Origin of the sequence: Micromonospora inaquosa (assembly GCF_003857055.1) — a bacterium.
GTDB classification, from domain to species: Bacteria; Actinomycetota; Actinomycetes; order Mycobacteriales; family Micromonosporaceae; genus Micromonospora; species Micromonospora inaquosa.
The window spans coordinates 1-25,621 of the sequence record NZ_QGSZ01000153.1 but is presented as its reverse complement, the minus strand read 5'-3'; the positions used below and the strand labels follow the sequence as shown (position 1 = coordinate 25,621).

At 66.9% G+C, this 25,621-nt stretch carries 15 protein-coding genes; 5 read left to right on the top strand and 10 right to left on the bottom strand.

Annotation, left to right across the window (positions count from 1 at the left end; translation table 11 throughout):
* Positions 1-20: 20 nt before the first annotated feature.
* The 10 genes from DLJ59_RS36260 to DLJ59_RS06960 all read right to left on the bottom strand — a co-directional run bounded on the left by DLJ59_RS36260 (position 21) and on the right by DLJ59_RS06960 (position 11,369).
* Positions 21-398, bottom strand: a complete 378-nt coding sequence (locus tag DLJ59_RS36260; RefSeq protein ID WP_158630797.1) for an ATP-binding cassette domain-containing protein — start codon at positions 396-398, stop codon at positions 21-23.
* Complete coding sequence (locus DLJ59_RS36255) at positions 395-793, bottom strand: hypothetical protein (protein ID WP_158630796.1); 399 nt, start codon at positions 791-793, stop codon at positions 395-397. The genes DLJ59_RS36260 and DLJ59_RS36255 overlap by 4 nt, the downstream gene beginning before the upstream one ends.
* Positions 790-1,143 (bottom strand): PadR family transcriptional regulator, encoded by a 354-nt coding sequence (locus DLJ59_RS07000; RefSeq protein WP_124771691.1) that lies wholly within the window; start codon positions 1,141-1,143, stop codon positions 790-792. Before DLJ59_RS07000 ends, DLJ59_RS36255 begins: the two co-directional genes overlap by 4 nt.
* A gap of 37 nt (positions 1,144-1,180) precedes the next feature.
* Positions 1,181-1,891 carry a DUF418 domain-containing protein gene (locus tag DLJ59_RS06995; protein ID WP_124771690.1) on the bottom strand — a complete coding sequence of 237 codons (711 nt, stop codon included), beginning with the start codon at positions 1,889-1,891 and terminating at the stop codon, positions 1,181-1,183.
* 199 nt (positions 1,892-2,090) lie between these two features.
* Positions 2,091-3,101: a Gfo/Idh/MocA family protein gene (locus DLJ59_RS06990; RefSeq protein ID WP_124771689.1), complete on the bottom strand. Its 1,011-nt coding sequence runs from the start codon at positions 3,099-3,101 to the stop codon at positions 2,091-2,093.
* Positions 3,098-4,339 carry an aspartate aminotransferase family protein gene (locus DLJ59_RS06985; protein WP_124771688.1) on the bottom strand — a complete coding sequence of 414 codons (1,242 nt, stop codon included), beginning with the start codon at positions 4,337-4,339 and terminating at the stop codon, positions 3,098-3,100. Before DLJ59_RS06985 ends, DLJ59_RS06990 begins: the two co-directional genes overlap by 4 nt.
* A 26-nt stretch (positions 4,340-4,365) precedes the next feature.
* Complete coding sequence (locus DLJ59_RS06980; protein ID WP_124771687.1) at positions 4,366-6,081, bottom strand: formylglycine-generating enzyme family protein; 1,716 nt, start codon at positions 6,079-6,081, stop codon at positions 4,366-4,368.
* On the bottom strand, positions 6,060-6,824 hold the full coding sequence (locus DLJ59_RS06975; protein WP_158630795.1) for an alpha/beta hydrolase family protein: 765 nt from the start codon (positions 6,822-6,824) through the stop codon (positions 6,060-6,062). The genes DLJ59_RS06980 and DLJ59_RS06975 overlap by 22 nt, the downstream gene beginning before the upstream one ends.
* 34 nt (positions 6,825-6,858) lie before the next feature.
* Positions 6,859-8,973: an ATP-binding protein gene (locus tag DLJ59_RS06970; RefSeq protein ID WP_124771685.1), complete on the bottom strand. Its 2,115-nt coding sequence runs from the start codon at positions 8,971-8,973 to the stop codon at positions 6,859-6,861.
* Between the two features lie 1,124 nt (positions 8,974-10,097).
* Positions 10,098-11,369 (bottom strand): ATP-binding protein, encoded by a 1,272-nt coding sequence (locus DLJ59_RS06960; protein WP_244235877.1) that lies wholly within the window; start codon positions 11,367-11,369, stop codon positions 10,098-10,100.
* Positions 11,370-11,848: 479 nt separating this feature from the next.
* Here DLJ59_RS06960 and drmD point away from each other — a divergent pair, with 479 nt between their 5' ends.
* The 5 genes from drmD (at position 11,849) to drmC (ending at position 25,534) form a co-directional block, all read left to right on the top strand.
* A complete protein-coding gene (drmD, locus tag DLJ59_RS06955; RefSeq protein WP_124771682.1) occupies positions 11,849-15,019 on the top strand; it encodes a DISARM system SNF2-like helicase DrmD in 3,171 nt (1,056 codons plus the stop codon).
* Positions 15,019-19,002 (top strand): Eco57I restriction-modification methylase domain-containing protein, encoded by a 3,984-nt coding sequence (locus tag DLJ59_RS06950; protein WP_124771681.1) that lies wholly within the window; start codon positions 15,019-15,021, stop codon positions 19,000-19,002. The genes drmD and DLJ59_RS06950 overlap by 1 nt, the downstream gene beginning before the upstream one ends.
* A 109-nt stretch (positions 19,003-19,111) precedes the next feature.
* Entirely contained in the window at positions 19,112-22,816 is a 3,705-nt protein-coding gene (gene drmA / locus DLJ59_RS06945; RefSeq protein ID WP_124771680.1) for a DISARM system helicase DrmA, read from the top strand.
* Positions 22,813-24,876 carry a DUF1998 domain-containing protein gene (drmB, locus tag DLJ59_RS06940; RefSeq protein WP_244235869.1) on the top strand — a complete coding sequence of 688 codons (2,064 nt, stop codon included), beginning with the start codon at positions 22,813-22,815 and terminating at the stop codon, positions 24,874-24,876. Before drmA ends, drmB begins: the two co-directional genes overlap by 4 nt.
* Complete coding sequence (drmC, locus tag DLJ59_RS06935) at positions 24,866-25,534, top strand: DISARM system phospholipase D-like protein DrmC (protein WP_124771679.1); 669 nt, start codon at positions 24,866-24,868, stop codon at positions 25,532-25,534. Before drmB ends, drmC begins: the two co-directional genes overlap by 11 nt.
* Positions 25,535-25,621: the final 87 nt, after the last annotated feature.

Below are 25,621 nucleotides of genomic sequence, written 5' to 3'. Positions count from 1 at the left end.
GACCCTCTGCGCGAGCCGGACTAATCGAAGGGTTGCAGCTCGGGTTTGAGCCCGACCTGCGCGAGCACCTCGTCCGCCCGGGCCGTCGAAACCCCGATAATCCTGGCGGCCAGCCGGATCGTTCCGCGTAGGGTCCGCCCGGGGTGCAGGCCGCTCGCATCCAACGAGACACCCACGGTCCGCCCCGGGGTCGGCAGATCACGGTATGGAACTCCGTCGATCTTGGCCAGACCGCGCGTGGGTGAGACCAGACCCAACAGCATCTTGAGAATCGTGGACTTGCCCGCACCGTTGGGGCCGAGGAGCCCAGTGATGGTTCCGGGGACGCAGTCAAAGCTCACGTCCTTGACCGCGGACCGTCGGCCGAAGTCCTTGCAGATGTCGGTGACCGAAATCAACGGGTGGCCTCGCTGGCGGTGCGGAATTCCGGTGGCACCCGGTGATCGGCGATGATTGCCGCGATCACGACCACCACCTGGATGGCGAGCAGCACAAAGATCACTCGCACGGAGCCTACTTGCAGGTGTGTCTCGCGAGTCATCGTCAAGATGAAGTCGACGGCGGTGATGGCGATCGCGATCGCCAGGCAGCCGACGGCCAGCCGAGTGGGCAACGACCGGACCTTGCCCTTGGGGAACTTCTCGGCGTAGGTCGCGGCCGGCCCGAACTGCTGCTCCGGCTCCTGGCCCGATTCCTGGGAAAGCTCTCGCACCTCCCGCAGGACCTCGACGATCTTGGACTCCGGGACCCGCCGAAGCCGAAGGTTGAACGCAAGGCTGCCGTAGTAGCTCACTTCTTCTCCATCTCGGAAGTCGGGTGGGACAGCGCCGACGCGACGGTGGTGTTGAGCCGCCGCCACTCACTCGCCAGGCGTTCGAACTCCCGCCGCCCTCTGTCGGTCAACCAGAACACTTTGCGCGCCGGACCCGGCGAGTCGATCTCCCACCGATGGTCGACAAGGCCCAACTCCTGCTGCCGGGCCAGGAAGGGGTAGAGCGTGCCGCCCTTGACGGAACCGAATCCCAGCGACCCCAGGGTTCGGAGGATCACGTACCCGTGTGCCTCACCCCTGGCGAGGATGCTCAGCGACACCAAGGGCAGGACCGCCCGCAACCAGCCGGATGACCATTCAGTCTCATCCATGGCCGTAGCTTAGCAACTATCTAAGTAGAGTCGCGACCTAAGTAGCCACTCTTATTTTCATGTCAGCATCTGCCGCCTGCTCATTCCTCCCCGCGACCGGGCCGGCAGCCATGTCGCGGAGAAGTTCCTCGGCCAGCGGGACACCGGCGAGCCGCCGACTCGACAGCGCCAGACCCGCACCTGCCCAGGCCAGCACGACGACCAAGGCGAGGATCGGCAGAGAACCCGCGGCACCGAGGCCACCGAACGGCGGCGTGAGGAGGAGAAGAAACGCGACCGAATGCAGCAGGTAGAGCGTGAGGCTGCGCTGCCCGAGAGTGGCGAGGATGCGAACCTCGAACGAGGCACGCAGGCCAGTCCACTTCCCGGCGATCGCCCACCAGCAGGCCAGGGCCCTCAGCAAACCACCGATCTGCGCCGCCACCAGGTGCCATGGATGGGCGGCCACGTCCTGAAGGTCTCCCCAATGTTCCGCCAGAACGGCGGCGTACGGCAGGCAGAGCGCAAAGGATCCGACGAGCAACACGACGACCAGCGGGAAGAACCTGCTCGTCGGACGATCGCCCCGGGATCTGTCGCGCAGGGCGAGCGCGGCCGAACGGTAGCCGACCAGCATCGGGAACAAGAGTCCACTGCTCAGGAAGGGCATGGACAAGACGTACAGCAACCACTCGATCCAACGCGACCCCAGGGCCACCGAGGCAGAGTCGGCCAGCACGGACGCGGTAGCCTCGTCGCCCGCTGTCATCAGAAGCGTTGATGGCAGGACCAACGTCTGGAGCAGGAACAGGACGCCACTGGCCCAGAGGTCCTACATCACCGCTCCGGTGGTCTCGTGATGGGCCAACGCTTCCTCTGAACCACTCGACGCGGCGAGTCAACCGAACCCGGGGCAGTCCCGACCGTCGTCATCTTCGCTGGAACCTCACCCGTCCGGATGAAAGGAGTCAGCTGAGTGCGCCCGGCAGGCGGTACGGCAGGCCACCCTGAGCGGCTGATGCATAGGCGGCTGTGATCGCATGTGCGACAACGAGTGCGGGTCGCGCCAGCTCTGCTTCCATAGCAGGCGAGGCCACCTGGCGGAGTACATCATCGGCGAGGGCGGGTAGCCAGTCGTCGTGGGCGTGGCGACTCCGTGGCGTCTCGGCCAGTCGCCAGGTTCGCCGCCCGGTGGGGCTGTCCTCGACGAGGGTGTCGTCGTTCAGGACGACCGTGCCGTGTGTGCCGGTGAGGCTGTAGGTGTTCCTCCGGTGCGGGGCTCGCCATGAGAGCAGGATGTGGGCTTCGATCTTTCCGCTCATGTCGAGCACCAACTCGACGTGATCTTCTACCCCCACGGTGCTGTATCCCATCGTGCAGCCGACCATGTGGACATGCATCCCGGTCAGCCATTCGGCAAGGTATACGCAGTGCGGGCCGTGATCGACAAGGACACCTCCCCCGGAGACTGCGGGGTTGCGGCGCCACGACGGGTTCCAGTCCGGAGATCCGCTTGCCGACGTGGGGCGTTCGATTCTCATGTCGAGGCGCTGCAGGGGTCCGATTCGTTCGGGAGCGCCGAGTTCGCGGAGACGCTGTAGCAGCGGCGAGTGCACGTAGTTGTGTCCGGGGTAGATGATCCTGTTACGTTGCCGGGCAAGCGCGATCAACTTCGCTCCGTTGCCGGGGTCGAGGAAAGTGGGCTTCTCACAGAACACGTGGGCGTCGCGCATGAGCGCCTGCTCGGTGTAGGCCTCGTGGCTGGTCGGCGGCGTGCAAATTAGCGCCAGTTCGATATCCACGTCGATGTCGTCGAGAGTGGCTGCCACGGCGGCGTGCGGGAATCGGGCTCGCGCGGCGTCGCGCCGGGTTGGCGTGGGGTCGAGGATGGCTACGATCCGGGTCTGAGGGATGGTGTCGTAGCACCGGGCGTGGGCTTCGCCTGCCCGCCCGTATCCGATGACACCAACGTTGATCATGTCGGGGCCTTGTAGCGCTGTAGCACTGACACGAGGGTGTCCACGGCTGCGGTGAGTTCGGTCTCGTCGGCGGTTAGCGGCGGGTAGAGCCGTAGGGTGTGCCCTCCGGTCATGACCAATACTCCGGCGGCTACGAGCTGTTGGAACACCTCGCGCAGCTGCTCCTTGCCGGTGACGTTCAAGCCGATTCCGATGGCCATGCCGACGCCGTGGACGCTGCTGACCAAGGCCAGCCCGGCGAGGTCCTGGCGCAGCCGGGTGAGCGTCCGAGCCCCCACCTCGCCCGCTCTGTCTGCCAGCTGCTGCCTGTGTACGGTCTGGGCCACGACGGCGACGGCACGGCACGCGAGCGGAAAGCCGCCGTAGCTGGAGGAGCTGGCGCTGGGGGCTCCGAATGGGCCGCGCTGCATGAGGTTCGTCGGGGCGCAGATGGCGGAGACGGGGTAACCGTTGCCGAGGCCCTTGCCGAGTACGACGACGTCGGGGAGTACGTCTGGTTGGTCGCTGGCGAGGATGGTGCCCGTGCGGCCCATGCCGGTCATGGACTCGTCGGCGATGAGCAGTGCGCCATGTTCGTCGGCGAGGCGGCGCAGGGCACGGAGGTAGCCCGTCGGCGGTACCACGTTGCCTGCGCGGCCTTGGACGGGTTCGACCAGGATCGCTGCGATTGATCCGGTGGATTGCTCACGCAGGATGTCGCGGGCGAGGTCGACGCAGGCGAACTCGCAGGCTGGCGAGGTCAGGCGCAGGGGGCAGCGTGAGCAGTTCGCGTATGGGGCGCTGATGCTGCCGGGTGCGGTGGGTCCGAGGCCCGTGCGTGCCCCGCTGGTGTGCGCGAGGCTGCCCAGTGTGCGGCCGTGGAAGGACTGCCAGAAGGAGAGGATCTCGAAGCGGCCGGTCGCGGACTTTGCCAGCCGGATGGCCGATTCGACGGCCTCGCTGCCGCTGCTGTAGAGCTGGACGCGGTCAAGGTGAGCCGGCAGCAGGTGCCGCAGCAGGCGCGTCATCTCCAGGCGGGCGTCGCTGGCGTGCGCTCCGATCATCCAGCTGCCTATCTGTCGGGTCAGGGCTTCGACATACGCCGGATGCGAGTGGCCGAGGAGGTTGACGCCGGCGGCGCCCATGAGGTCGGCGATCCTGCGCCCGCTGGTGTCTGTGAGGTGCATGCCTGCCGCTTCGGTGACGGCGAGACCTGCCCACCGGACCGCCTCGGAGATGCCCGGTCCGAGGACGGTCATCTCCTCATCCCAATGCGCCTGGCCGTTCACGACGTCGTCTCCCTGGCGTTGGTGGACGCCACCCGGAACCCGCCCGCGGGGTGGCGATCGGTGGCGAGCATGCGGTTGCGGGTGAACGAGTTCGCGCACTCGGTGGCGTAGTAGAAGGCTCCGCCGCGGATGACGTATCGCTCCCCCGGTCGGGTGCTGGCCATCTCGCGTCCGTCGTCGTGGCGATAGGGATAGCCGAATGTCGGTTGGTGTCCGCTGTGCCCCCAGAGGCTGCGGGTCCATTCCCAGACGTTGCCGATCAGATCCTGGCAGCCGGCCTCGTTGTCGCCGTCCGGGGAGAACCGGCCGGGGGCGACGACCGCGCCGATGCCGGTGGCGCGGATGTTGGCCCGACGTGGATCGGGTACGTCTCCCCAGGGGTGTCGCCCGCCTCGGTCGTTGCCTGCGGATGCCTCCCACTGCGCTTCGCTGGGCAGGACGATGCGCTGGTCCGGAGCCAGCGCCCTGGTGTGATGCAGGTGGCGGGTCAGCCAGGCGCAGTAGCGCGAGGCGTCGAGCCAGGACACCATGACCACGGGAAGGTCGTCCCGCCACAGCGAGTCATCGGCCTGCCAGTGGTCGGGGCAGGGGCCGCCCTCGGCTGCGAGGAAGGCAAGATATTGGCGGTTGGTCACTACGGTGCGGGCCAGCCGGTACGGCTGGAGGCGAACTGTGTGTCGCGGGCGGCAGTCGTCCTGTCCGTCCGGTGCGTCGACGCCGAGGATCACCTCGCCGCCGGTGTGCGGCAGCAGGTCGGGTACCGCCGGTTCCTTCAGCGCTGCCTCGTGGACCTCGCGTGGGATGACGCCGTCGGCCAGCAACTGACGCAGCGACGGCTGCCGGTCCTGCCGTGACATCGTGTCCGCATAGCCGCGGACGGCCTCGGCGTGGTCGCTGGCCGCCAGCCGCAGGAGGCTGGCGCGCGCGAACGGGGTAGATGCGGCCAGCGCGGCGAGTTCGGTGACCGCGTCGAGGCGGGAACCCGGGTCGGGCGATGTGAGATCCTCGCGGACGTAATCGGGCAGTTGCTCGCTGGCGTACCGGGACGTGATCGCAGCCTGGCTCGCGCCGACGGCGAGGTGAGGGCTCCCGCCTGCGGCGACGACGCGTTGCCGGGCGAGGTCCAGCAGGTGCGGCACTGCCTGCTGGGTTCCCGAGGCTGCGAGGTCGCCGAGGACCGCAGCGAGGCCATCGTGGCAGGTGCTCTCGGGCCTCGTATCCGCGGCGGATGGCGATGCGAGCACGAAGGCGCCCGCAAACGCGGGGGCGAAGGCGCCCACCGTGTCGCGAGTGGAGACGAGGTCTGCGCAGACGATGACCGGCTTTCCCGCTTCTGGAAGAACGACCGCCGACAGCTCATCGATCCGAAGCATGCTGTTGGGGCGTCCCGGAACGGAGCCGGGCAGCGCCAACGCGGTGATATCGCCGTCGCGACGGGTGAACGTGACAGCGTGGCCCGCCAGGCAGACCAGCAGCACATCCTGCCCGCCGAGAGCCTTCCTGGCATCGTCGATGGCGCGGCGGGCGGCGGCAGGGTTGCCGAGTCGCCGGTCGGCAATCACGATGATCTTGCTGTCGAAGTGGTGATCGAGCTGCCAGCGCAGCTCGGCCTGCATCTCGCCGTGCGCCGCCCAGCCGATCGCTGGCAGGTGCCGGTAGGTGGTCGGCGCGAGAAATAGTGCGCCGATACTTACAGGTATTCGCGGAGCCATGGCACCGTCTCGCGGTACACGATTTCGCGTTCCTGCGGTTCTTCGAGGCAGTGATCGCCGTCGGGTACCCCGACCACCTTGTGCGGTCCTGAGACCAGGTCGGCTGCGCGCACGCTCTGCCCGAATGGCACCTCGTGGTCGGCCTCCCCGTGAACGAAGAGCACCGGCGTGGACAAGCCACGCAGCGGTGCGCTGATGTCCTGCACGTCCTGCAGCTCGTCGAGGAAAGCCACGCCGATCTGCTCGCCGTCGAGATCCACATAACCGTCGCGCCGCGCCGCGCTGAGGTTCTCCTCACTCACGTAGGATTCGAACGCGCCGTCGAGCAGCCAGATGGCCGGCCACAGCAGCACGACCGCCCGGTATGCCGGGTCGAAGCCAGCTAGGCCGACGGTGGCGCCGAAGCTCTCCCCTATCAGCGCCCAGGCAGTCGGCTGATACCTGCCATCGACGAAGCTGCGGACCGCTCGCAGGTCCTCGACCTGCCGGGCGATGGTCATGTCCCGGTAGCTGCCGGTGCTTTCGCCGCAACCACGAAAGTCGAAGCGCACGGAAGCGATCCCGGCAGCGCCGAGATGCGCGGCAAGGTCGACGTAGAGGTCGGTCGGCCCGTCCTTCTGCCCACCCGGTCCGCCGTGCAGCATCATGACCATGCGTTGCGGCGACCCGGTGGTCGGTGTCGCGACGACGGCAGCGAGCTCGTCATTGCCCACACCGATCCGGTGACGTGTCTGCTGGATCATGAAAACCTGCTCCTCATCTCTCGGTGGCGCGCAATCAGTCGCCGCCGACCGTCTGGCTGGTGAACCTGATTCTTGGACGCCGGTACGCGGCCAGCCACAGCCACGGCATGAACAGCGCTCGGGTCGCATAGCGCGAGGTGGCCTCCGCTTCGGACTGCTCGCCAGACAGCGACAGCTGCCGTGCGTCTACAGCGGCCTTACGCGCGTGCCCGTGTGCTCTGAGCAGGCGCCCCCGGAAGAGGTTCAGCCGAGCATCGGTCAGGTCGATGCGGACCAGCTGACGGACGTCGCGGTATTCCTCAGCGATCTGCCGCGCCTGACGAAGCAGCAGACCCGAGTCCGCGAAGGCCCGCCGCATCAGACTCACCTCCGCCAGATCCCTGATCGCGTATGCCTTGCCCCGCTCCCAGGGCAGCTGCTCACAGGCTTCCAGGAACCGGCGCACCGTCTGCTCACACGAATCCAGCTCGCCCAGATGCCAGTAGGCGGCTCCGACCAGCGACTGTATGTCGATCATGTTGTTCGGGTCGCCAGCTGCCCGGGCGATCTCCTCGGCATCTTCCTGAGGGTTCTTGACCACGGCGAGGGCTTCGGCCGCTTGGCCGGCTCGGAACAGTGCGAAGCCGACGCACCGGAGCTGTCGGGCGATCTCTCGTGCCGAGTCGGCGTCCCGGGCGATACCGAGCCCCAGCTGGGCCGTGCGAGCCGCCTCCTCAGCCTCACCGCGCACGGCGTGCGTAGATGAGATCACTGACAAGGCCAGCGAACGCTGCTCATCGTTCCCCAACGCCGTCGCTGCCTCGTACGCGACCCAGCCGAGTTCGATACGGTCGTCGAACAGACCCAACGTGAAGAAGATGTCGAGCGTGACCTCGAACAGCTTCACGCACTGCTCATACGCCTCATGCCGGTGAAGGTCGCGGACGAGCAGCCGTATCGCCTCGATGTGCGCGCCGGCGCCGGCCGCGTCCTCCCAGTCCTGGCTGAAGCGGGCGATGAAGTGCTCCGCCAGCCTTCCCGCGAATGACACAGTCTCGCCGGACGCTGTGTGGTTGAGCACGAATAGCCGCAGCGCAGCCGAGCATGTGTACACCGTCACGCCGTGCTGCTGGCGCGACGAGAGCAGCCCATCGGACCACAGCCGCTCGACGAGGGCGCCCACGTCGGCCGCCGGGACCGCGAGCGCCACTCCCAACTGCTCAGCGTCGGCGCTGCCGCCCAGGTAAGCGCACACACGCAGCAGGCTGCGCCCCATGTCGTTCACGTCCTGCCACACCACACTGAATAACGCATCAGCCAACTGCGTCGACCCGCTCTCAAGCTGACCAAGCCGGTCCGAAAGACTCCGGCCGTCTCGAGAACAGGCCAGCACGAACAGCTCAATCGCCCTCGGATTACCGCCCAGCAACCGATGGATACGCTCGAACGTGGCAGCATCAGCTCCGACGATCTCCGGAACGCTACGGCGCCGGGCCTCCCGAAGCAGCAACTCCTGCATGTACTGCAACTGAAGCTCCTGCAGCAGCACCCGCGGTGCCGGCAGCCGACCGGGAGTGTTGGCGCTAACGATGGCCAGCGAGCCGCTCGGCAAGGTCCTGAGGAAGTCGATCAGATGCTGCGCATCGGCAGCGGTCAGCCGCAGGTTGTCGACAACCAGGACAGCCGGATGGTCAGCCAGGTGGGCGCGTAGCGCCTCGGCCTTGTGCTCGGCGGGAGCCGCTGACAGTGCCGGACTTCCGGTGGCGAGTCCAAGCGTGCGGGCAAGGTCCGCGAGACTCAGCACGCTGTTATGAGCGTCGAACCACACCAGGGCCGTGAACCCGTGGCCCGGCTTCCTCGCCGGCCGGCGCTCGGCAAGCCGATGCGCCACCTCCGTGGCCAGCGCGCTCTTGCCGACACCAATGCTGCCCTCGATGGAAATCAGGTACTCGCCGCGGTCGAGATGCTGCAGAGCCTGAGCCACCTCATTGCCGCGGTCGACGAGCTGGGTACGAGACGGCAGCAGCACCTTCGGCTTTCCTGACCGGTTCCTGCCAGCCTCACGGAGACGCACGATCAAAGGCGGCAACCCCAGGACAGCGGCGACCACCGCCAGCAGCCCGGAGACCAGGCCGAGCCACTCGCTCACGCCGGAGGTGAAGCCACCCACAGAACAGACCTCACTCGCACGCCACCATCACGGTCGGTCATCTACCGACCACAAAATGACGATCATCCCCCGCCAGTCTTACGGACGTCCACGTCGGACGCAATGCCTCGACTGCATCGGCAAAGTGCCAGTGAATTCGGCGCTGCCCACGCCTCGACCTTGCCCTGCATCCAGGGCTCTTCGACCTCCTGGAGCGTCTTGACCAGGGACTTCTTGATGTCTACACCGCCTGACTTCGGCCGCTGGCGAAGTCTCAGGTGCAACCCAGCCCCGCTCGCTCGTCCAGGCGATGCTCGTCTGCGCATGCCGGCCGGCCATCGAGTGCGACTCGAGCAGCACCATCCGAACGGCGACGCATCACGACCTCGGCGCGAACTCCGACGCCACGGCGGGAGCCGTTGCAGTAGCTGCGCGCGCGGTGTCTCCGGACACCGGCCCGGCGGACTGTCCGGGAACAAGCATTTGTGGGATCCGCCCGTTGTGGTGAGCGTGCAGGTACTCCATGGCCTGCTCGACGGTGGGGTCGTGGGCGAACTGCTCCTGGAAGTACTTAAGCCGATCCCGACAGTTGTCGATGATCTGCGCCCAGGACCGCAGCCAGACCCGCACGGATGCCGCGCCCTGCTGGTACTGCCCTATGCAGCCAGGTGGGCGGTCGCTTGATTGGGCCTTGGCCTTGGCGACCTCGGTCATGTCGGTGGTGACCAGCCAGAAGTCCCATTCGACGCGCACGTCGGCGAACTGCGGGTCGGTGACGACGGCGAGGGCGTAGTCCTCGATCTGGTTGATTTCCTTGTGCCCGACGGTGACGTGCGGCGCCTTCAGCTCGACTACGAGGTGCTGATGGCGGTCGTGCTCTCTGCGTGCGCGGGAGAGCATCAGGTCCACGATGCCGACCCGTCCGTCGGGGCGGCGCACCGGTACCTGGTTGCGGATCTCTCGGCCAATAGCGTGCAGATGCCGGTCGAGGACGGCGTCGAGGGACCTGTCGCTGACGAGGAGGTTGAAGCGCTCGCCGAAGACCCACACCTCGTTCTCGAGGATCTTGTGGAGTTGGCTGCGCTCTTTGAGGACGCGTCGAACCTCCGGGTCGAAGACCATGTGCTGCAGCGCGGTGAGGAACGTCAGGCGGTCTGACACGCTGGTAGATGCCTTGATGACCGTGGCCAGGCTGGTGCGATCCAACAAGGTCTTGAGGTTGTTCTTGTCGTCGGTGGAGAGCTTGAACACCTCGTCGAGCAGGTCGTGCATGTTGTCGGGCTGGTGGCGCACGGCCTCGCGCAGCAGAGCCAGGGTGGTGCGTTGCGCGCGTACCGTGCGCGGAATCTGGCGATGAACGGTGGTCGCCACGAGGTCGAAGGTCTCGCGCTCCAACGCGTCGTTTCTGTGGCAGCGTCACCGGCGTAGGGGTAGACGCCATCCTCCTTCCACTGCTGCACCACCTCGCGGCGTTGTTGCACAGCCCGCAGTTTGAAGTGCTCGCGCAGCTTGTCTCGGACTGCGGTGATCAAGGCGCCAACGTGGGAGTCCAGCCGACCTTCGCCGAGTAGGAAGTCGCCCTGGTGCTCAGGCATGGCTTCCCACAGCACGTAAGCGGTGAAGGTAAAGCCGGGAGCGCGGATGCCGACGTCGGTGATGTCGATAGTGATCCCGTCGGCGTCACACAGGTGCAGCTCGCGGTCCGTCTTCATCGACCACTCCACCACCCGCAGCCGGGCGGCTTGCGCTGGCTCGCCGTTGACGGTGAAGGATAGTTCGTACTCGTCCCGGCGCTGGATGGACTTCTCCGGGTCGATCCTCTGCCCGTCGTAGATCACTTCTACGCCCTGGTAGACCGCGAGATATGTCGCCAACTCGGTCGTCAACTGCGCGACCGCCTTATGGGTCTTTAGCTGATCAAGACGCTTGGACTGCCGCCCCCATGCCTCGAAGGTCGTGCCGGTTGGATCGTCGGTCGGCTGCGGCGTGGAGATCTCGAAGTCGTTGCGTGCCGCGGCGCTGGCGCGAATCATTACACGCCGTCGACCGTCGATGCCGTCCGCGACCGTGGCCCACCGGATGTGATCACCAAGGGCGTAGCCCCGCAGGCGACCCTGGCCGGCGCTGCCGTGCAGGAACCGGTTTAGCTGCGGTGTCCGGCGGGTCATCTTCTTCCAGGACCCACCGATGCGTTCGAACGCCGAGTCGCAGCCTTCCGGGGTGATGCCACTGCCATTGTCGATGACGGTGATCTTCTCCACCCCGCCAAGGTCAGAAACGTCTAGCAGCACCTCAACCCGGGTGGCGTCGGCGTCCAGAGCGTTCCACACCAACTCCTTGACCGCCCCGACTGGGTCGTTCTCGCGCGCGAGCCGCTCAACGTGATCCTCGGCCGCTTCAAGATGCACACGACGCATGCGTTTCACACTGTCACATCAACATCACGCCTGGCGACCATCGACCCGGCAGGGCGGCCCAAGTTCATGGCGTGGCGTCGCACCCACGGCTCCTACGACGCCTGGATGGTGGTAGATGCACGTTGCGAGGGGCGCGGCATTCATGGACGACCAGCCCAGTAGGTAGCGCCCCCGCTTGCCCGCCACGGCGCACTGATATGTCGGCAGGAGTTCGACGGGCCACCAGCCGCCGGAGATGAAGTGCATCCATCCGCCCAGCAGCCCCAGCCTCGCTGATGCCAGCCGCGTTCGCACTGGGCAGGCGCCCGGTGCGAAGCCGGGTACGCCAGAGCCTAGCTGACAAGAGTCGCAGGAACGAAACTTCCATCGAGATATGGCAATAACGTTCTTATCGGTGCATATAGGACTCGCCCCGGATCAGTCCACTATCCGACAGGCACAAGAATGTGTGCCCCTTTCGTGTCCACTAAGGTCTCCGCATGGCTTCCTCGATCGCCAATGCGGCTTTCTCGCCAGCAGCTGAAATCCGTCTGGCCCCTGAGCCGGGACAAGTGGTCGAGGTGCGCGGCTCGACTTGGGCGGTTGCCCGTGTACACCAGCAGGGCCTGCCGCGGAGTCCGGCGGACGAAGCCGTGGCCTCGCTGAACCACGCGGTGACCCTTCAGGCGCTCGACGAGGACCGGCTGGGTGAAGAGCTGACGGTCGTCTGGGAGCTGGAGGTCGGCCACACCGTCACGCCCGCTCAGGGGCTACCGACGCAGATCAACCCGGACGCCTTCGATGACCCGAACACCCTCGCCGGGTTCGTCGACGCGATGCGCTGGGGCGCGGTGACTTCGGCGGACGACCGTAGCGTGCAGGCGCCGTTCCACAGCGGTGTGGCGGTGGAGGCTTACCAACTGGAGCCGCTGCGCCGGGCGCTGTCCTCGCCCCGGACGAACCTGCTGCTGGCCGACGATGTCGGCCTGGGCAAGACCATTGAGGCCGGCTTGGTGGTGCAGGAGCTGCTGCTACGGCACCGGGCGCGTACCGCGGTCGTGGTGTGCCCGCCAAGCTTGTCTCTGAAGTGGCAAGACGAGATGCGGGACAAGTTCGGTCTGGATTTCACGATCATCAACAGCGAGATGATGCGGGAGGTACGGCGCCGCTACGGCCTGCACGCGAACCCGTTCCAGCTCTATCCCCGGGTGATCGTGAGCATGGCGTGGCTGCCGCAGGTGCGAGCACAGCGGATGCTGCGTGACGTGTACGCGCAGACGGCGAGCACGAAGAGCGCCCGGCGGTACGCGTTTGACATCCTGATCGTGGACGAGGCGCACCACGTGGCGCCGGCCAGCCCGTCGACGATCGGTGGTGGGCGCGGCTACGCCGTTGACACGCAGCGCACGCTCGCGGTCCGGGATCTGGCGGACAAGTGTGAGCACCGTCTATTTCTCAGCGCCACTCCACACAACGGGCATCCGGAGTCGTTCACGGCGCTGTTGGAGATGATCGATTCGCGTCGGTTCAGCCGTGGTGCGCTGCTGGACGAGCGGGCGTTGCGGGAGGTGACGGTTCGGCGGTTGAAGTCGGACCTGCCGGAGAAGGGTTTCCGCCCTCGGGAGCTACGGGTCATCCCGTTCACACCGCGCGCCGACGAGCAGGAGATGTTCGCTCTGCTGGATCGGATTCTCACCGAGAGCGCGAAGGCGAACGGGACCGGTGAGTCCGGTGACATCACCGCGATGCTGTTCAAGAAGCGGTTCTTGTCGAGCCCGTGGGCGTTCGGCATGACCTTGCAGTCGTACCTCGCCGCGCGTTCGGTGGGCCAGGCGCCGACGGACTGGGACTACGACGACATTCTCGGCGAGGGGCAGGCCGACGAGGAGGAAGGCCTGTGGGAGCAGGACGAGGCGACGGTCCTGCGGCACAGCAAGGCGACCGACCCGCTGGTCGCCGCCGCGCCCGGCGAGTTGCAGCGGCTGGCCGAGTGGGGGTTGAGTTTCGAGAGCCGACCCGATTCTCGCCTCGATGAGCTGATCACGGCCCTGGACGCGATCTGTCGACCCGGCGGGTTCTGGTCCAACGAGCGCGTCGTGGTGTTCACCGAGTACGCCCACACCCTGGAGTGGGTGCACCGGGTGCTGGTGCAGCAGGGCTACGGCGACGTGCTGGAGGTCATCCAGGGACAGACGCCGACCGACGAGCGGGAGCTGATCCGCGAGCACTTCACCACCGAGCCGTCGGCAAAGAACCCCGTGCGGGTGCTGCTGGCCACCGACGCAGCCGGTGAAGGCATCGACCTCCAGGACCACTGCCACAGGCTGATCAACCTGGACATCCCGTTCAACCCGTCACGGTTGGAACAGCGCATCGGCCGGATCGACCGCTACGGGCAGCAGCAGACTCCGCTGGTGTTCCAGTTCTCGCCGGACCGTTCGGCGACGTTGTACGCCGCAGACATGGAGTTCATGGGCCGGATCGCCCGCAAGGTCGTGACGGTCGCGCGTGACCTCGGGTCGGTCAACCAGGTCATCGCCGACGAGATTCAGGACCATTTCACTCGCTCCTCAGCGGGACGCCGCAATAAGGGCGCGCTCGACGGCAACGCCGTGATCAACAAGGCGTTGGCCGGCGGGTTGGACCTGAACAGCAGGTTGACCCAGTTGGAGAAGGGCTACGCCGACAGTCGGGCGGAGCTGCACCTGGAGCCGGAGAATCTGCGGCGGGTGGTCGACACCGCGCTGCGGATCAGCCACCAGCCGCCCCTCGTGGTGGCCGGCGACGACCGGACCGACGCCGCCGTGTTCACCGTGCCGCCGCTCGGCCCAGCCTGGCAGTCGACGTTGAAGGGCCTGGACACCCGCTCCGAGCCGGGCGTGTTGCGGCCGATCACGTTCGACGACAAGGCCGCGGCAGGGCGGAAGGACCTGGTCTACGTCCATCTGGGTCATCCGCTGGTGAAGAAGGCTCAGCGGTTGCTGCGGCGGTCGCTGTGGAGCGCGGACGCGCCGTTGCACCGGGTCACGGCGGTCGTGGTGGATGGGTTGGAGGAGTCCTTCGTCGCGGCCGTCACCCGGATGGTGCTGGTGGGCCGGGGCGGGCTACGCCTGCACGAGGAGATCTTCCTCGCCGGCGTGCGCCTGCGGGGCCGCCGGACCATGGCGGAGGAACGCGCCGAGCAGCTGCTCGACCAGGCGCTCGATGCAGGCAGGCTGAGGCTGGCCGCTGCGGACGTCCGCGCCGACCTGGCCGAGGAGTGGAACGAGCCGGAGTCCCCGCTGCGGGTCCGGCTGCTCGACTCGATGACGCGCCGCGCCGAGTCCCGCCACCAACGGGTCAGCGACCAGCTCGCCAAACGCGAGCAGGCCGACATCACCCGGGCACGGGAGATCTTCGCCGCGTTCCGCCGCAACCTGAACGAGTCGCTGGACCAGCTCACCAGCGCCGAGTTGCAGGACCAACTGGCTCTCTTCCCCGATGATCAGCAGCGGCAGCGCCGCCGCGACATCGACACCATGCGCCGTCGCCTAGACGAACTCGGCGACGAGGAGCAGCGGGAGATCGCGGCGATCAGCGAGCGGTACCGCGACGTCAAGCCACACACCACCGCAGCGGCGCTGGTGTTCGCGCTCACTCCGGCCGACGCCCAGCGAGGAGGTTTACGCTGATGCGGACCACCCATACCCTCCGTTCGAAGACGGCCACCGAGCTGCATCGGGCGTGGCTGGAATTGGTCGAAACAGACGGCCCCTTCCTGGCTATCCCGCCGCTGAAGCGGGTGTGGCCGCAGGGAATGCCTGCCCTGGCCCCCGAACGCCTCGACGTCCTCCGCGAGGCCAGGCTGGCCTTTGACCACGCCTGGGAGGCCCTCGACATCGACCCGGACGACGAGTCCGTTCAGGCCAAGTACGCCGAGGTCCGCGACGTCTGGGTGCAGACCGTCCTGCGGGACGTCGTCAGTTGGCGTACCTCGCTGACCTGGGGTCCAGACTGCGCGCCCGGGGTGACGGCGCACTCACCAGACAGGCGGGTCACCGTCACCCCGCAGGCCGCGCTGTCCGGGCCCGATGGCATCGGCGCGCTGGTCGGCGTGGTCGACAAGTGCGACAGCCTGCACTCCACAGGCACCGACGGCTGGGCCGCCACCGCCATCGACCGGATGGAAGCGATGCTGCGCGGCGCCGGCATCTCGATCGGCATCGTCACCGACGGCCGCTGGTGGGCGCTAGTCTGCGCCCGGCCGGACGCGATGGTCGCCTCCGGCATCGTCGACGCCCAGACCTGGGTCGAGGAGCCGCTGACCCGCAACGCCTTCCTCACCCTCATCGCCCGGCAGTACGTCATCGGCGGCGACCCGAACGAGCGGCTCCCGCAACTGTTCGAGGAGTCCGTCGCCGCCGCCGAGGAGATCACCGAAGCCCTCGGCGCCCAGGTCCGCCGCGCCGTCGAGCTGCTGGTCCAGGCGTTCGCCGAGACCGCCGCCGACCATCGCCTCCGCGGCCTGCCCGACCCGCTGCCGGCCGACCCGCACGACACCTACTCCGCCGCCGTCACGGTCATGATGCGCATCGTGTTCCTGCTCTTCGCCGAGGAACGCGGCCTGCTGCCGCAGAGCGAGCTCTTCCTGCAGGGGTACGGCATCAGCGGCGAACTCGACGCCCTGGAACAGCGCCGGCCGCGCGACGGCGAGGAATCGCTGGACAGCACCTACCTGACCTGGCACCGGCTGCTAGCCACCAGCCAGGCCCTCTACCGGGGCGCGTCGTTCGAGAACATGCGAATGCCCGCCTACGGCGGATCGCTGTTCGACCCGGAGCGGTACCCGTTCCTGACCGCGTCGAGCGACAACGGCACCCTCGCCCTGCCCGCCTCCGACCGAGTCATGCTGCACGTCTTGCGCTCGGTGCAGGTCGCCCAGCTCAAGGGCAGCGACGCCCGCCGGATCTCGTTCCGTGACGTCGACGTGGAACAGATCGGCTACATCTACGAAGGGCTGCTCGGCTACTCCTGCACCCAGGTCACCGGCGACACCCTGGTCGGCCTCGTCGGCGCGACCGGTGCCGAGCCGGAGATCCCGCTGACCGTGCTGGAGCAGCTCGCTGACGCAAATACGAATCCCGCGAAACTGGCCGCCGCGATCATCGCCTGGCTCAAGGAGAACCAGCCCGCTGCCACTCCGCCAAGCGCAAACGCCTTCGCGAAGCGGCTCGCAACCAAGCCCGGCGACGACGCCGACCGCATGCTGCGCGCGGTAACCGATGACGATGACCTACGCGCACGCCTGCTCCCCTGGGCCACCATCACCCGGCCCGACCTACGCGACCGCCCCACCATCGTCCTGGACGGCGGTCTGGTGGTCACCGAGACGCCGTCGCGGCGCAACGCCGGCGCCCACTACACCCCGAAGGACCTTGCCGAGGACGTCGTCAAGCACGCCCTCGAACCGCTCTGCTACTCCCCCGGCCCGCACCAGGTCGCCGAGAGCAGCGGTGCGTGGAAACTGCGCGGCTCGGACGAGATCCTCAACCTCAAGGTGGCCGACATCGCCGCTGGCTCCGGCGCATTCCTGGTCGCCGCCGCCCGCTACCTCGCCGCCCGCCTCGTCGAGGCATGGATCGACGAGGACCCCGCCAACGCCGGGCAGCACGACCTTGGCCAACACGCGATCCGTGAAGTCGTCGCCCGCTGCCTGTACGGTGCCGACATCAACGCGATGGCCGTCGAGATGTGCAAGCTATCGCTCTGGCTAGTCTCCCTCGACCGCAACCTGCCGTTCTCCTTCGTCGACGACAAGATCCTGCACGGCAACTCGTTGCTCGGCCTCACCGACCTACGCCAGCTCCGCGCCCTGCACACCGACCCGCCGGAGCACCAGCAGCCACTCCTGTTTGCTAGCGACCTGGACGGCATCATCCGGCGAGCGGTCGAGATCCGCCGTGAGCTGGCCAGCGAGGTGCGCGAACACGACCCGCAGCGCAGCGCCACCGCAAAGCGCCGCCAGCTCGACCGGATGCACGAACTTACCGCCCAGCTTCGCACGGTCGCCGACGGGGTGGTCGCGGCTGGGCTGCGACTCGGTGGCAAGCCTGGCAAGGCGCTAGACGAGGCACACGAGAACCTAGCCGACGCGGTGGCCGCCGCTATGCCATCAGATGGCACCAACCGCAACTCAAATTTCCTGCGCATCATCGTGGGCGCGGGACTGACCCCAACCGTTTCGACCGACTACGAACGCTGGCAACCTCTGCATTGGGTGCTCGAAGTTGCTGATGTCTTTACGGACCACGGCGGATTTGATGCAGTTATTGGGAACCCAGCCTTCTTGCACAGCAAGAAGATTACAACGGCATACGGCAAGAACTATCGGGATTACCTTCAGAACTCGTTAGCCAACGGCGTTAAGGGGGATGCCGACCTGGCGGCATACTTCCTGCTCAGGCAGGCCGCACTCACCAAGAAGGAGGGCTCGCTCGGCATTGTAGTAACAAAGTCAATCAATCAATCTCACACAAAACGCGTCGGACTCGATCAAGTGCTCGAATCAGGAGCGCAGCTTGTCTCCGTGTCCACCCCGTTCGACTGGGGGCCAAAGGGGACTGCGGTCTCAGTGGTGAAGCTGTGGCTCCGTTTCGGTTCACAAGCTAGCAACACTCGCCCCAACCCAATGCAGCCAAAGGGACCAGTGCCTGCCCAGGCGTACGTAGGCACGTATCCCAACGGCGACGGATTTAGAGTGCCAGCTTCCATCGCTATTGAGTGGATTCGTCGCGATCCGGAATTGCGGCATAAGATCCATCCGTACATCCGCGCCGCAGACCTGGCTCAAGGCCACCCGGCGCAGCCAAGCGAGTATCTGATCGACCTCGACGGTCTCTCCGAATCAGAAGCGCGGAGATTTGCCAAGCTTTGGACTCATCTTGAGCTGAATCAGCGGCCCTGGCGAGAGAAGCCGAGCACAAAGTCGAGCGCCCGCGAGCGATGGTGGGACTTCGAGAGGTCAGCGAATGCAATGTACGCCGAGCTATCGAAAGTGGAGCGTGCCATCGCGTTCCCTCGCACCAGCAACCTACTGATGCCTCGATGGGTGCCTAGTGGGGGCAGAATCGACATGGGTGTCATAGTATTTCCGATTGACCGCTGGGACGTCTTTGCGCAACTAGCATCGAGCGCCCACTATCACTGGACGATTGACTATGCTGCAACAACTCGCGACGATCCCAGCTATGCGCCGAGACGAGTATCCAACACCTTCCCTTGGGCGTCGAGCAATAGACCATTGCCCAAAACGGAAGCGTTCGAAAATTGTCTTGAGCAGCACTGTTCACGGCTTGGCGGCCTTCGCCCAGTGGTAAACGCCTTCAATGACCCAACCAATTCGCTACCCGACACCGAGGATCTACGGGACAGATACAGGGAACTAGACCGCGAGGTTTTTGATATGTTTGGTTGGGGCGACATGAAGCCTCGCTACGGGTTTCAGTCTCGCAATAACCTCGCCAGATATACGGTAGACACCGAAACGCGAAATGAGATTCTCAACCGGCTGCTAGAAGAAAACCTTGGTCGCGCGAACAAAGGCAGTGCGGCCAGCAAGCCAAAACGCGCAGAACGTAACAGGTCTCCCCGAGAGGGCGAGTCAACGCTGTTTTAGTGGGCGGATGCGGCGGAACAAGTGCGGAACATTTCGCTGATGGTGAATGGTGATCGAGAACTGCAACAAGTCACCCGGATCTTCCGACGACCGCAAGAAAGGCTCTTAGGTGACTTCACCTACCTTCGAGTTCCGGCTGGAACACGAGCCGGATGGCACCTCGTACACGGTTCGGGAGAACCTGGTCGACGTCCTGGAGCGAGAGTTGCTCGGGCCGTCGGCTGGTCCGGAGGAGCTGTTGGCGGTGAGCCCGCGTCAGCTGTACTTGGTGGGGCATATCGCGCCGGTGAAGTTGACCGAGCCCGATGCTGATCCGGCCGGCTCTGAAGACGGGTATGGCCTGGTAGGCATCCGATCTGATGCGGCGGGTTTTCATGCGCAGCGTGGGATTCCAGCCGAGTCTGCCGACGGCACCGATGTCGAGGGTGAGGAGGATGACGCCGACGACAAGGCTCCGCGGCAGGGGCTGATGATTCCGTCGTCGATGGGGTTGCGGTTCCAGGTGCCGAACGATCTGGCGGAGTTCACGGTGACCGCGTCGTGGGGCACTTACGAGAGTGTGAAGACCGGTGAGGTCGACAAGCGGGGCCAGGCGGTGCGACGGTATCGGCGCACGCCGGTGGGGGTCGTCGAGAAGATCGCGGCGGCCGAGCTGACGTCGGGCCGGACGTACACGCGGGTGCTGTCCGGGCAGATCTGTTTGCGGATCGATGCCTACGACGACGCGCGTTTCGGTCGGCGGTTGATCGAGATCGCGCTGGTCAATGACCGGGAGACGCCGCCGACGATCCCGGTGCACGAGTGGCTGTTCCAGACGAAGCTGCACGTCGACGCGGGCGGCGGGGCGGTGTTCCTGCCGGTGCGCGACGTCATGGAGCAGGAGTGGCCGGAGCACGACGACGAAATGCGCCGGCTGCACCTGCAGTACCGCAACCGGCTGGAGTTCGCGGTTGGGCGGACCTGCTCGGTGGACTGGCGGGCGGAGCCGGGGGCACGGCTAGCGACGGCGGTGTGGACGACGTGGCTGCCGGTCGCGGAGACTCCGCAGACGCAGGCGCGGTCGGTGACGGACGCAATGCTGTCCATGGATGCGCTGGCCAAGGCCAGCCCTGAACAGGTTCGTGATGGGCTCGCCCCGCTGGTGGACGGATACCGGACCTGGCTCGACGGTGAGGCCGCGAAGGCGGCGCAGCTCCCCGAGCATCTCCGGGACCTGGCCGAGGAGGTCGTGGACGAGGCACGCGCGGCAGAGCAGCGGCTGGCGGACGGGCTGGCGCACGTGGTGGCTAATCCGGAGGCGTTCGTGTGCTTCCGGTTCATGAACGAGGTCATGCGGGACCAGCGGGTCCACTCCCGGATCGGGGCGTTGCGTAGCTCCGACCCGAGCCTGTCGTTCGACGACGCCCGCGGTCAAATCGAGGCCGACGAGCGGGAGAAGCCGTCGTCGTGGCGGCCATTCCAGCTGGCGTTCATCATCATGCAGCTGCCAGCGCTGACCGACCCCACCGCGGCGGCGCGCAGCGGCGAGCTGTCGCGGGTGGAGTTGTTGTTCTTCCCGACCGGTGGTGGCAAGACCGAGGCGTACCTGGGTCTGGCGGCGTACACGTTCGCGATTCGGCGCCGGCAGCAGGTGGTGGCGTCCTCCGATGGGCCGTTGGACGGGCGTGACGGGGTGGCCGTGTTGATGCGGTACACGTTGCGGCTACTCACCGCGCAGCAGTTCCAGCGGGCCACCACGCTGGTGTGTGCGGCGGAGCTGGTTCGCCGCCGGGACGAGGCAACCTGGGGTAGCAAGCCGTTCCGGATCGGGTTGTGGGTCGGCACCGATGTGAGCCCGAAGCGGTGGGACGAGGCGGACGAGCAGCTGCGCAAGGCCAACGCGTACGGCGGGCACCGCTTGACCGTGTTGCAGGTGCAGCGGTGCCCGTGGTGCGGCAGCCCGATCGGCGCCGCAAACGTGAAGCCGGTCAAGACGAATCGGCGGGTGCTGGTCTTCTGCGGCGACGACATGGGCCAATGCCCGTTCGCCAAGGGCGGTCAGGTGAATGAGGGCCTGCCGATGCTGACGGTGGACGAGGAGATCTACCGGATGCCGCCGGCGTTCGTGATTGCGACGGTCGACAAGTTCGCCCGGCTGGCGCGCGAGGGTGAGGCTGCGTCACTGTTCGGCTATGTCGGCCGGCACTGCGGTCGGCACGATTACGTGCACCCGGACTACGCCGGTTGCAATGTCACCACCGGCCATCAGGCCGAGCCCGGCATGCCCGCCGCGACCGTACGCCCGGTCGGACGACTCCGGCCGCCGGATCTGATCATTCAGGACGAGCTGCACCTGATCACCGGGGCGCTGGGCACCGCCGTGGGGCTGTTCGAGGTGGCCGTCGAGACCCTCGCCTCGTGGGAGACTGCCGACGGCAAGCCGGTCCGGCCGATGATCGTGGCGTCGACGGCCACCGTTCGCCGCGCGGACGATCAGGTGCGAGGGCTGTACGGGCGCGGCGTCCAAATCTTCCCGCCGCAGGTGTTGGACGTAGCGGACACGTACTTCTCGCAGGAGCTGCCGATCGGGCCGACCACCCCGGGCCGGCGCTACCTAGGGGTGAGTGCGCAGGGAGTGCGGCTGTCGAGCGCGGAGATCCGGGTCGCCGAGGTGCTGCTGCTCGCGGGGCAGTTGCTGTTCGACCGCAGTGGGTCTGCCGCCGATCCGTACATGACGTTGGTGGGCTACTTCAACGCGACCCGTGAACTGGCCGGTATGGCCCGCTACATGGCCGACGACGTGCAGAACCGGGTCCGGCAGCCCCGCCCCGGATCGGGTTTCCCACGGCGGCTCGGCTCGTACGGGCGCCTGGTCACCGGCGAGCTGACCTCCCGCATCGCTTCAGTCGACATCGGACGCACCCTGGACAACCTGGCCCTGGAGTTCGACCCCGACTACGCCACGACCACGGCGATGCGGAAGCGGCTCGAACAGCAGGAAGCCGGCGGGCGGATGGAGCGGCCGAAGGCCGACCCGCTCGACGTGGTGCTGGCCACCTCGATGCTGCAGGTCGGGGTCGACGTGCAGCGGCTCGGGCTGATGCTGGTGGTGGGGCAGCCGAAGAACACCGCCGAGTACATCCAGGCGTCCTCACGGGTGGGCCGCGACGTCGGCCGCCCGGGTGAGGACTGCGGCCGGCCCGGTCTGGTCGTGGCGCTCGGAAACTGGGCACGGCCCCGCGACCTCGCCCACTACGAACAGTTCCGGCACTACCACGAGACGTTTTACGCGCAGGTGGAGGCGCTGTCGGTCACCCCGTTCTCGCCGACGGCTCTGGACCGGGGCATCGACGGGGTGCTGGTCAGCGCGGCTCGGGTGCTGCAGGCGCACCGCGACGACGGGCTGTCGCCGGAGCGGGCCGCGTGGCGGGTCCGTGACGAACAGGACGCTCTCACCGCCCTGGTCGATCGGCTCTATGCCCGAATCAGGCCGGCGGCCCAGCTGGACGACCTGATGGCGCAGGCGCACCAGCGGCTGATCAACCGCCTGGACCAGTGGAACGCTCGGGGAAAGTACGCCGGGAAACTTAGCAAGACCCTGGTGTATGAGCGCACCGGCGACAACGACAGCTACCTGCCGTTGCTGATCAGCCCGGAGAACGCAAAGGCACACCAGGGTCAGCCGGACCGCGCGCCGTTCATCGTCGCACACTCGATGCGGGAGGTCCAGCCGGAGATCAACCTGCTGGTCAGCCCCATAGCCGAGCGGCTGTTCGTCGTCGAGCCCGATGACGCGCCGTCGTGGGAGCTGCCCGAAGGAGAAGAAGACGAGTGACGGACGACGAGGGGCAGATGATCTTCGAGTCTGCGCAGCTGTTGGACCCGCTGGCCGACAGCGAGCAGGCGAACGTCAAGAACCGGGCCAAGGTTGGCTCGGCCCGCCCGTCGTCGCTGCTCTACACCTACGGCGTCGGCTCGATCATGGACCTGCCGCAGTTCTCGATCATGCCGGCCGGCCTCGACGATTGGGAGCCCATCTGGCGGCGGCGTCCCACCGTGCAGACGATCGAAGAGCCACGGCTGCTCAAGGTGGTCCAGCTTCACCTTGGGTCGCGCGTGCAGCAGCTGCGGCCGTTCCCGTGGCAGCCGAAGGCCCGCGCAATGTCGCAGGAGGGCTCCGACCTCGGCATCCCCGCGCGGGTGTTCCCGCAGTGGCTGCGCTGCACCGGCTGCGACTACCTCGGGCCGCTGTCGCGGTTCAGCTACACCAACACCCACCCGTTCCGGCCCGACCTGGCGACCTTCGAACACGCAAGTTGTCCCGGCCGTACGTTTGCGGGTGCGGCGAAGGGAAAGGTCAAGGCTCCCACGAAGGGAAAGGCCAGGCGCAGCCCGGCGGTGCCCGCCCGTTACCTGCTCGCCTGCGCCAACGGCCACCTCGACGAGTTCCCGTACGCGCTGTGGGTGCACCGCGGCAGAACCTGCCCCGCCGCCCCGCACCCGGACCTGAAACTGCGCGACAGCAACATCGGACAGGGAGCCGGCGCGGTCATCACCTGCGAACGCTGCCAACAGCGGCGCGGCATGGGCGAGGCTCAGGGCGAGGCCGGCAAACGGAAGCTACCGACCTGCCGGGGCCGGCATCCGCACCTGAACGCCTTCGATCCCAAATGCGGGCTGGACACCTCACTGATGATGATGGGCGCGTCCAACCTCTGGTTCGCGTCCACCCAGTCGATCATCGTCATGCCCCGCAGCGAGGAGCAGAAGCAGACCGCGCTCGCCACGAAACTCCGTACGCACCTGACGCCGGAGGAACTGGCCGACTACGCAGCCCTGCCGAAGGTGCTTCGTTCGCTGCTCGTCGCGCACAAGTGCGACCTCGCCGGAGTCACCGACGAACAGCTGACCGCAGCGGCGGCCGAGGCACTTGCCCCACCACCGTCCGAGGAGGAGCGCCGGGAGAGGCTACGCGATTGGGACCCGGTCGAGCTGCTTGTGCCGGAGTGGGACTACCTGCAGAAGCCGAGCCTGTTCGCGCAGCAGCAGGACTCCAGCGGGCTGATGGTCACCGAGATGCCCACGGCCGCCGACCTCCCGAAGCAAGTGCACCGGGTCATCGCCGTGAACCGGATGAAGAAGGTCAACGCGGTGATCGGCTTCACCCGGATCGACGAAATGGACCGGGTCAACGACCTCGCAAGCCGGCTCGTCAAGCTCACCCGGGACGGCCGCCCCACCTGGGTACCGGCCACCGAGGACCGCGGCGAGGGCATCTTCCTGCAATTCGACGAGGCCGCCATCGCCGCCTGGGAAGCACAGATCTTGCCCACCAGCCTGTGGCGGGCGCACCGCGAAGCCCACCGGCACAACTTCTCCCGGCGCTTCTCCGCTACCGCCGCCCAGATCGACCCCGACAGCCGGTTTCCCGCCCCGCGCTACTGGCTGATACACAGCCTGGCGCACATCCTCATCCGCGAGATGGCGATGTCCTGCGGTTACGGCGCTGCCAGTCTCAGTGAACGCCTTTACGCCTGGCCTGCCACCCCCGACCGGCCCGCCGCCGCTGGGCTACTTATCTGCACCACGGCCTCCGACAGCGAGGGCACCCTCGGTGGACTGGTCGCGCTCAGTCAGCCGGAACGGCTGCACGGGCTCCTGCTCGACGCGCTGCGCAGAGCAGCCCGCTGCTCCTCCGACCCCGTCTGCGGGCAACGCACACCACGACACGGCGAGGACTTCCTGCACGGCGCGGCCTGCCACTGCTGCAGCTTCGCCTCGGAAACCTCCTGCGAACGGGCCAACCGATTCCTCGACCGCAGATTCCTGCTCACTCTGCCGACCATCGACGACGAACGGGTCCCCGGCTTCTTCGGCACCATCGATGTCTACTGACCCCTACACGGCGCTCGGCGCCTTCCTGACCGCCTACGAGGCACAACGACTCGCCACCGTCCTACAAGCCAGCGGCACCTCTGGCCAGGCACTGAAAGAAGTACACGCCGCCCGCCGCGGCGAGGCGAAGCGCCTACTCCTCGCGTCCGAACTCGGTCCGGAGCACCGGGACAACTCAGTCGCCGTACTCCGGGCCATCGCCGGCGCACGATCCGTCCGGACCGCCATCTCCCCCGTCTGGACCATGCCCGGCGTCGAAGCCACGACCGGCCGTCTCACCAGCGAAGCTCAGCGCATCATCGACGACGCACGCATGTCGATCGTCTGCTCCAGCTTCAACTTCACGCCGCACTCGGGCATGTGGACTGCCCTCAAGAACGCCGCACGGCGCCCCGGCCTGAGCGTCACGGTGTACCTCGACGCCCACGCCGGCTCCCCGGCAGCCGTCGCGGCCCATCTGCCGAAGGCGACCGTACTCCGGACGCTAACCCCGCCCGGAGGCCACCATCCGCTGGTGAGTCACGCCAAGTTCATCGTCGTTGACCGCGTAATCACGCTACTGACCAGCGCGAACTTCTCCTATAGCGCAGAGAACACCAACATCGAGTTGGGACTACTGGTGGGGACTGCCCCGGGTTCGGTTGACTCGCGGGTTTGAGTGGTTCAGGCCGCGTGTACGGGCTGGTTGATTGTCTCAAACTCGATCGGGGTGAGCCGTCCGAGGCGTTGTTGCCGTCGCCGGCGG

Excerpts from the sequence above, each read along its gene's own strand:
- DLJ59_RS06980 (WP_124771687.1), bottom strand. The coding sequence starts at position 6,081 with ATGGCTCCGCGAATACCTGTAAGTATCGGCGCACTATTTCTCGCGCCG.
- DLJ59_RS06985 (WP_124771688.1), bottom strand. The coding sequence starts at position 4,339 with ATGACCGTCCTCGGACCGGGCATCTCCGAGGCGGTCCGGTGGGCAGGT.
- DLJ59_RS06975 (WP_158630795.1), bottom strand. The coding sequence starts at position 6,824 with ATGATCCAGCAGACACGTCACCGGATCGGTGTGGGCAATGACGAGCTC.
- DLJ59_RS06995 (WP_124771690.1), bottom strand. The coding sequence starts at position 1,891 with ATGACAGCGGGCGACGAGGCTACCGCGTCCGTGCTGGCCGACTCTGCC.
- DLJ59_RS06990 (WP_124771689.1), bottom strand. The coding sequence starts at position 3,101 with ATGATCAACGTTGGTGTCATCGGATACGGGCGGGCAGGCGAAGCCCAC.
- DLJ59_RS07000 (WP_124771691.1), bottom strand. The coding sequence starts at position 1,143 with ATGGATGAGACTGAATGGTCATCCGGCTGGTTGCGGGCGGTCCTGCCC.
- DLJ59_RS06960 (WP_244235877.1), bottom strand. The coding sequence starts at position 11,369 with ATGCGTCGTGTGCATCTTGAAGCGGCCGAGGATCACGTTGAGCGGCTC.
- drmD (WP_124771682.1), top strand. The coding sequence starts at position 11,849 with ATGGCTTCCTCGATCGCCAATGCGGCTTTCTCGCCAGCAGCTGAAATC.
- drmC (WP_124771679.1), top strand. The coding sequence starts at position 24,866 with ATGTCTACTGACCCCTACACGGCGCTCGGCGCCTTCCTGACCGCCTAC.
- DLJ59_RS06950 (WP_124771681.1), top strand. The coding sequence starts at position 15,019 with ATGCGGACCACCCATACCCTCCGTTCGAAGACGGCCACCGAGCTGCAT.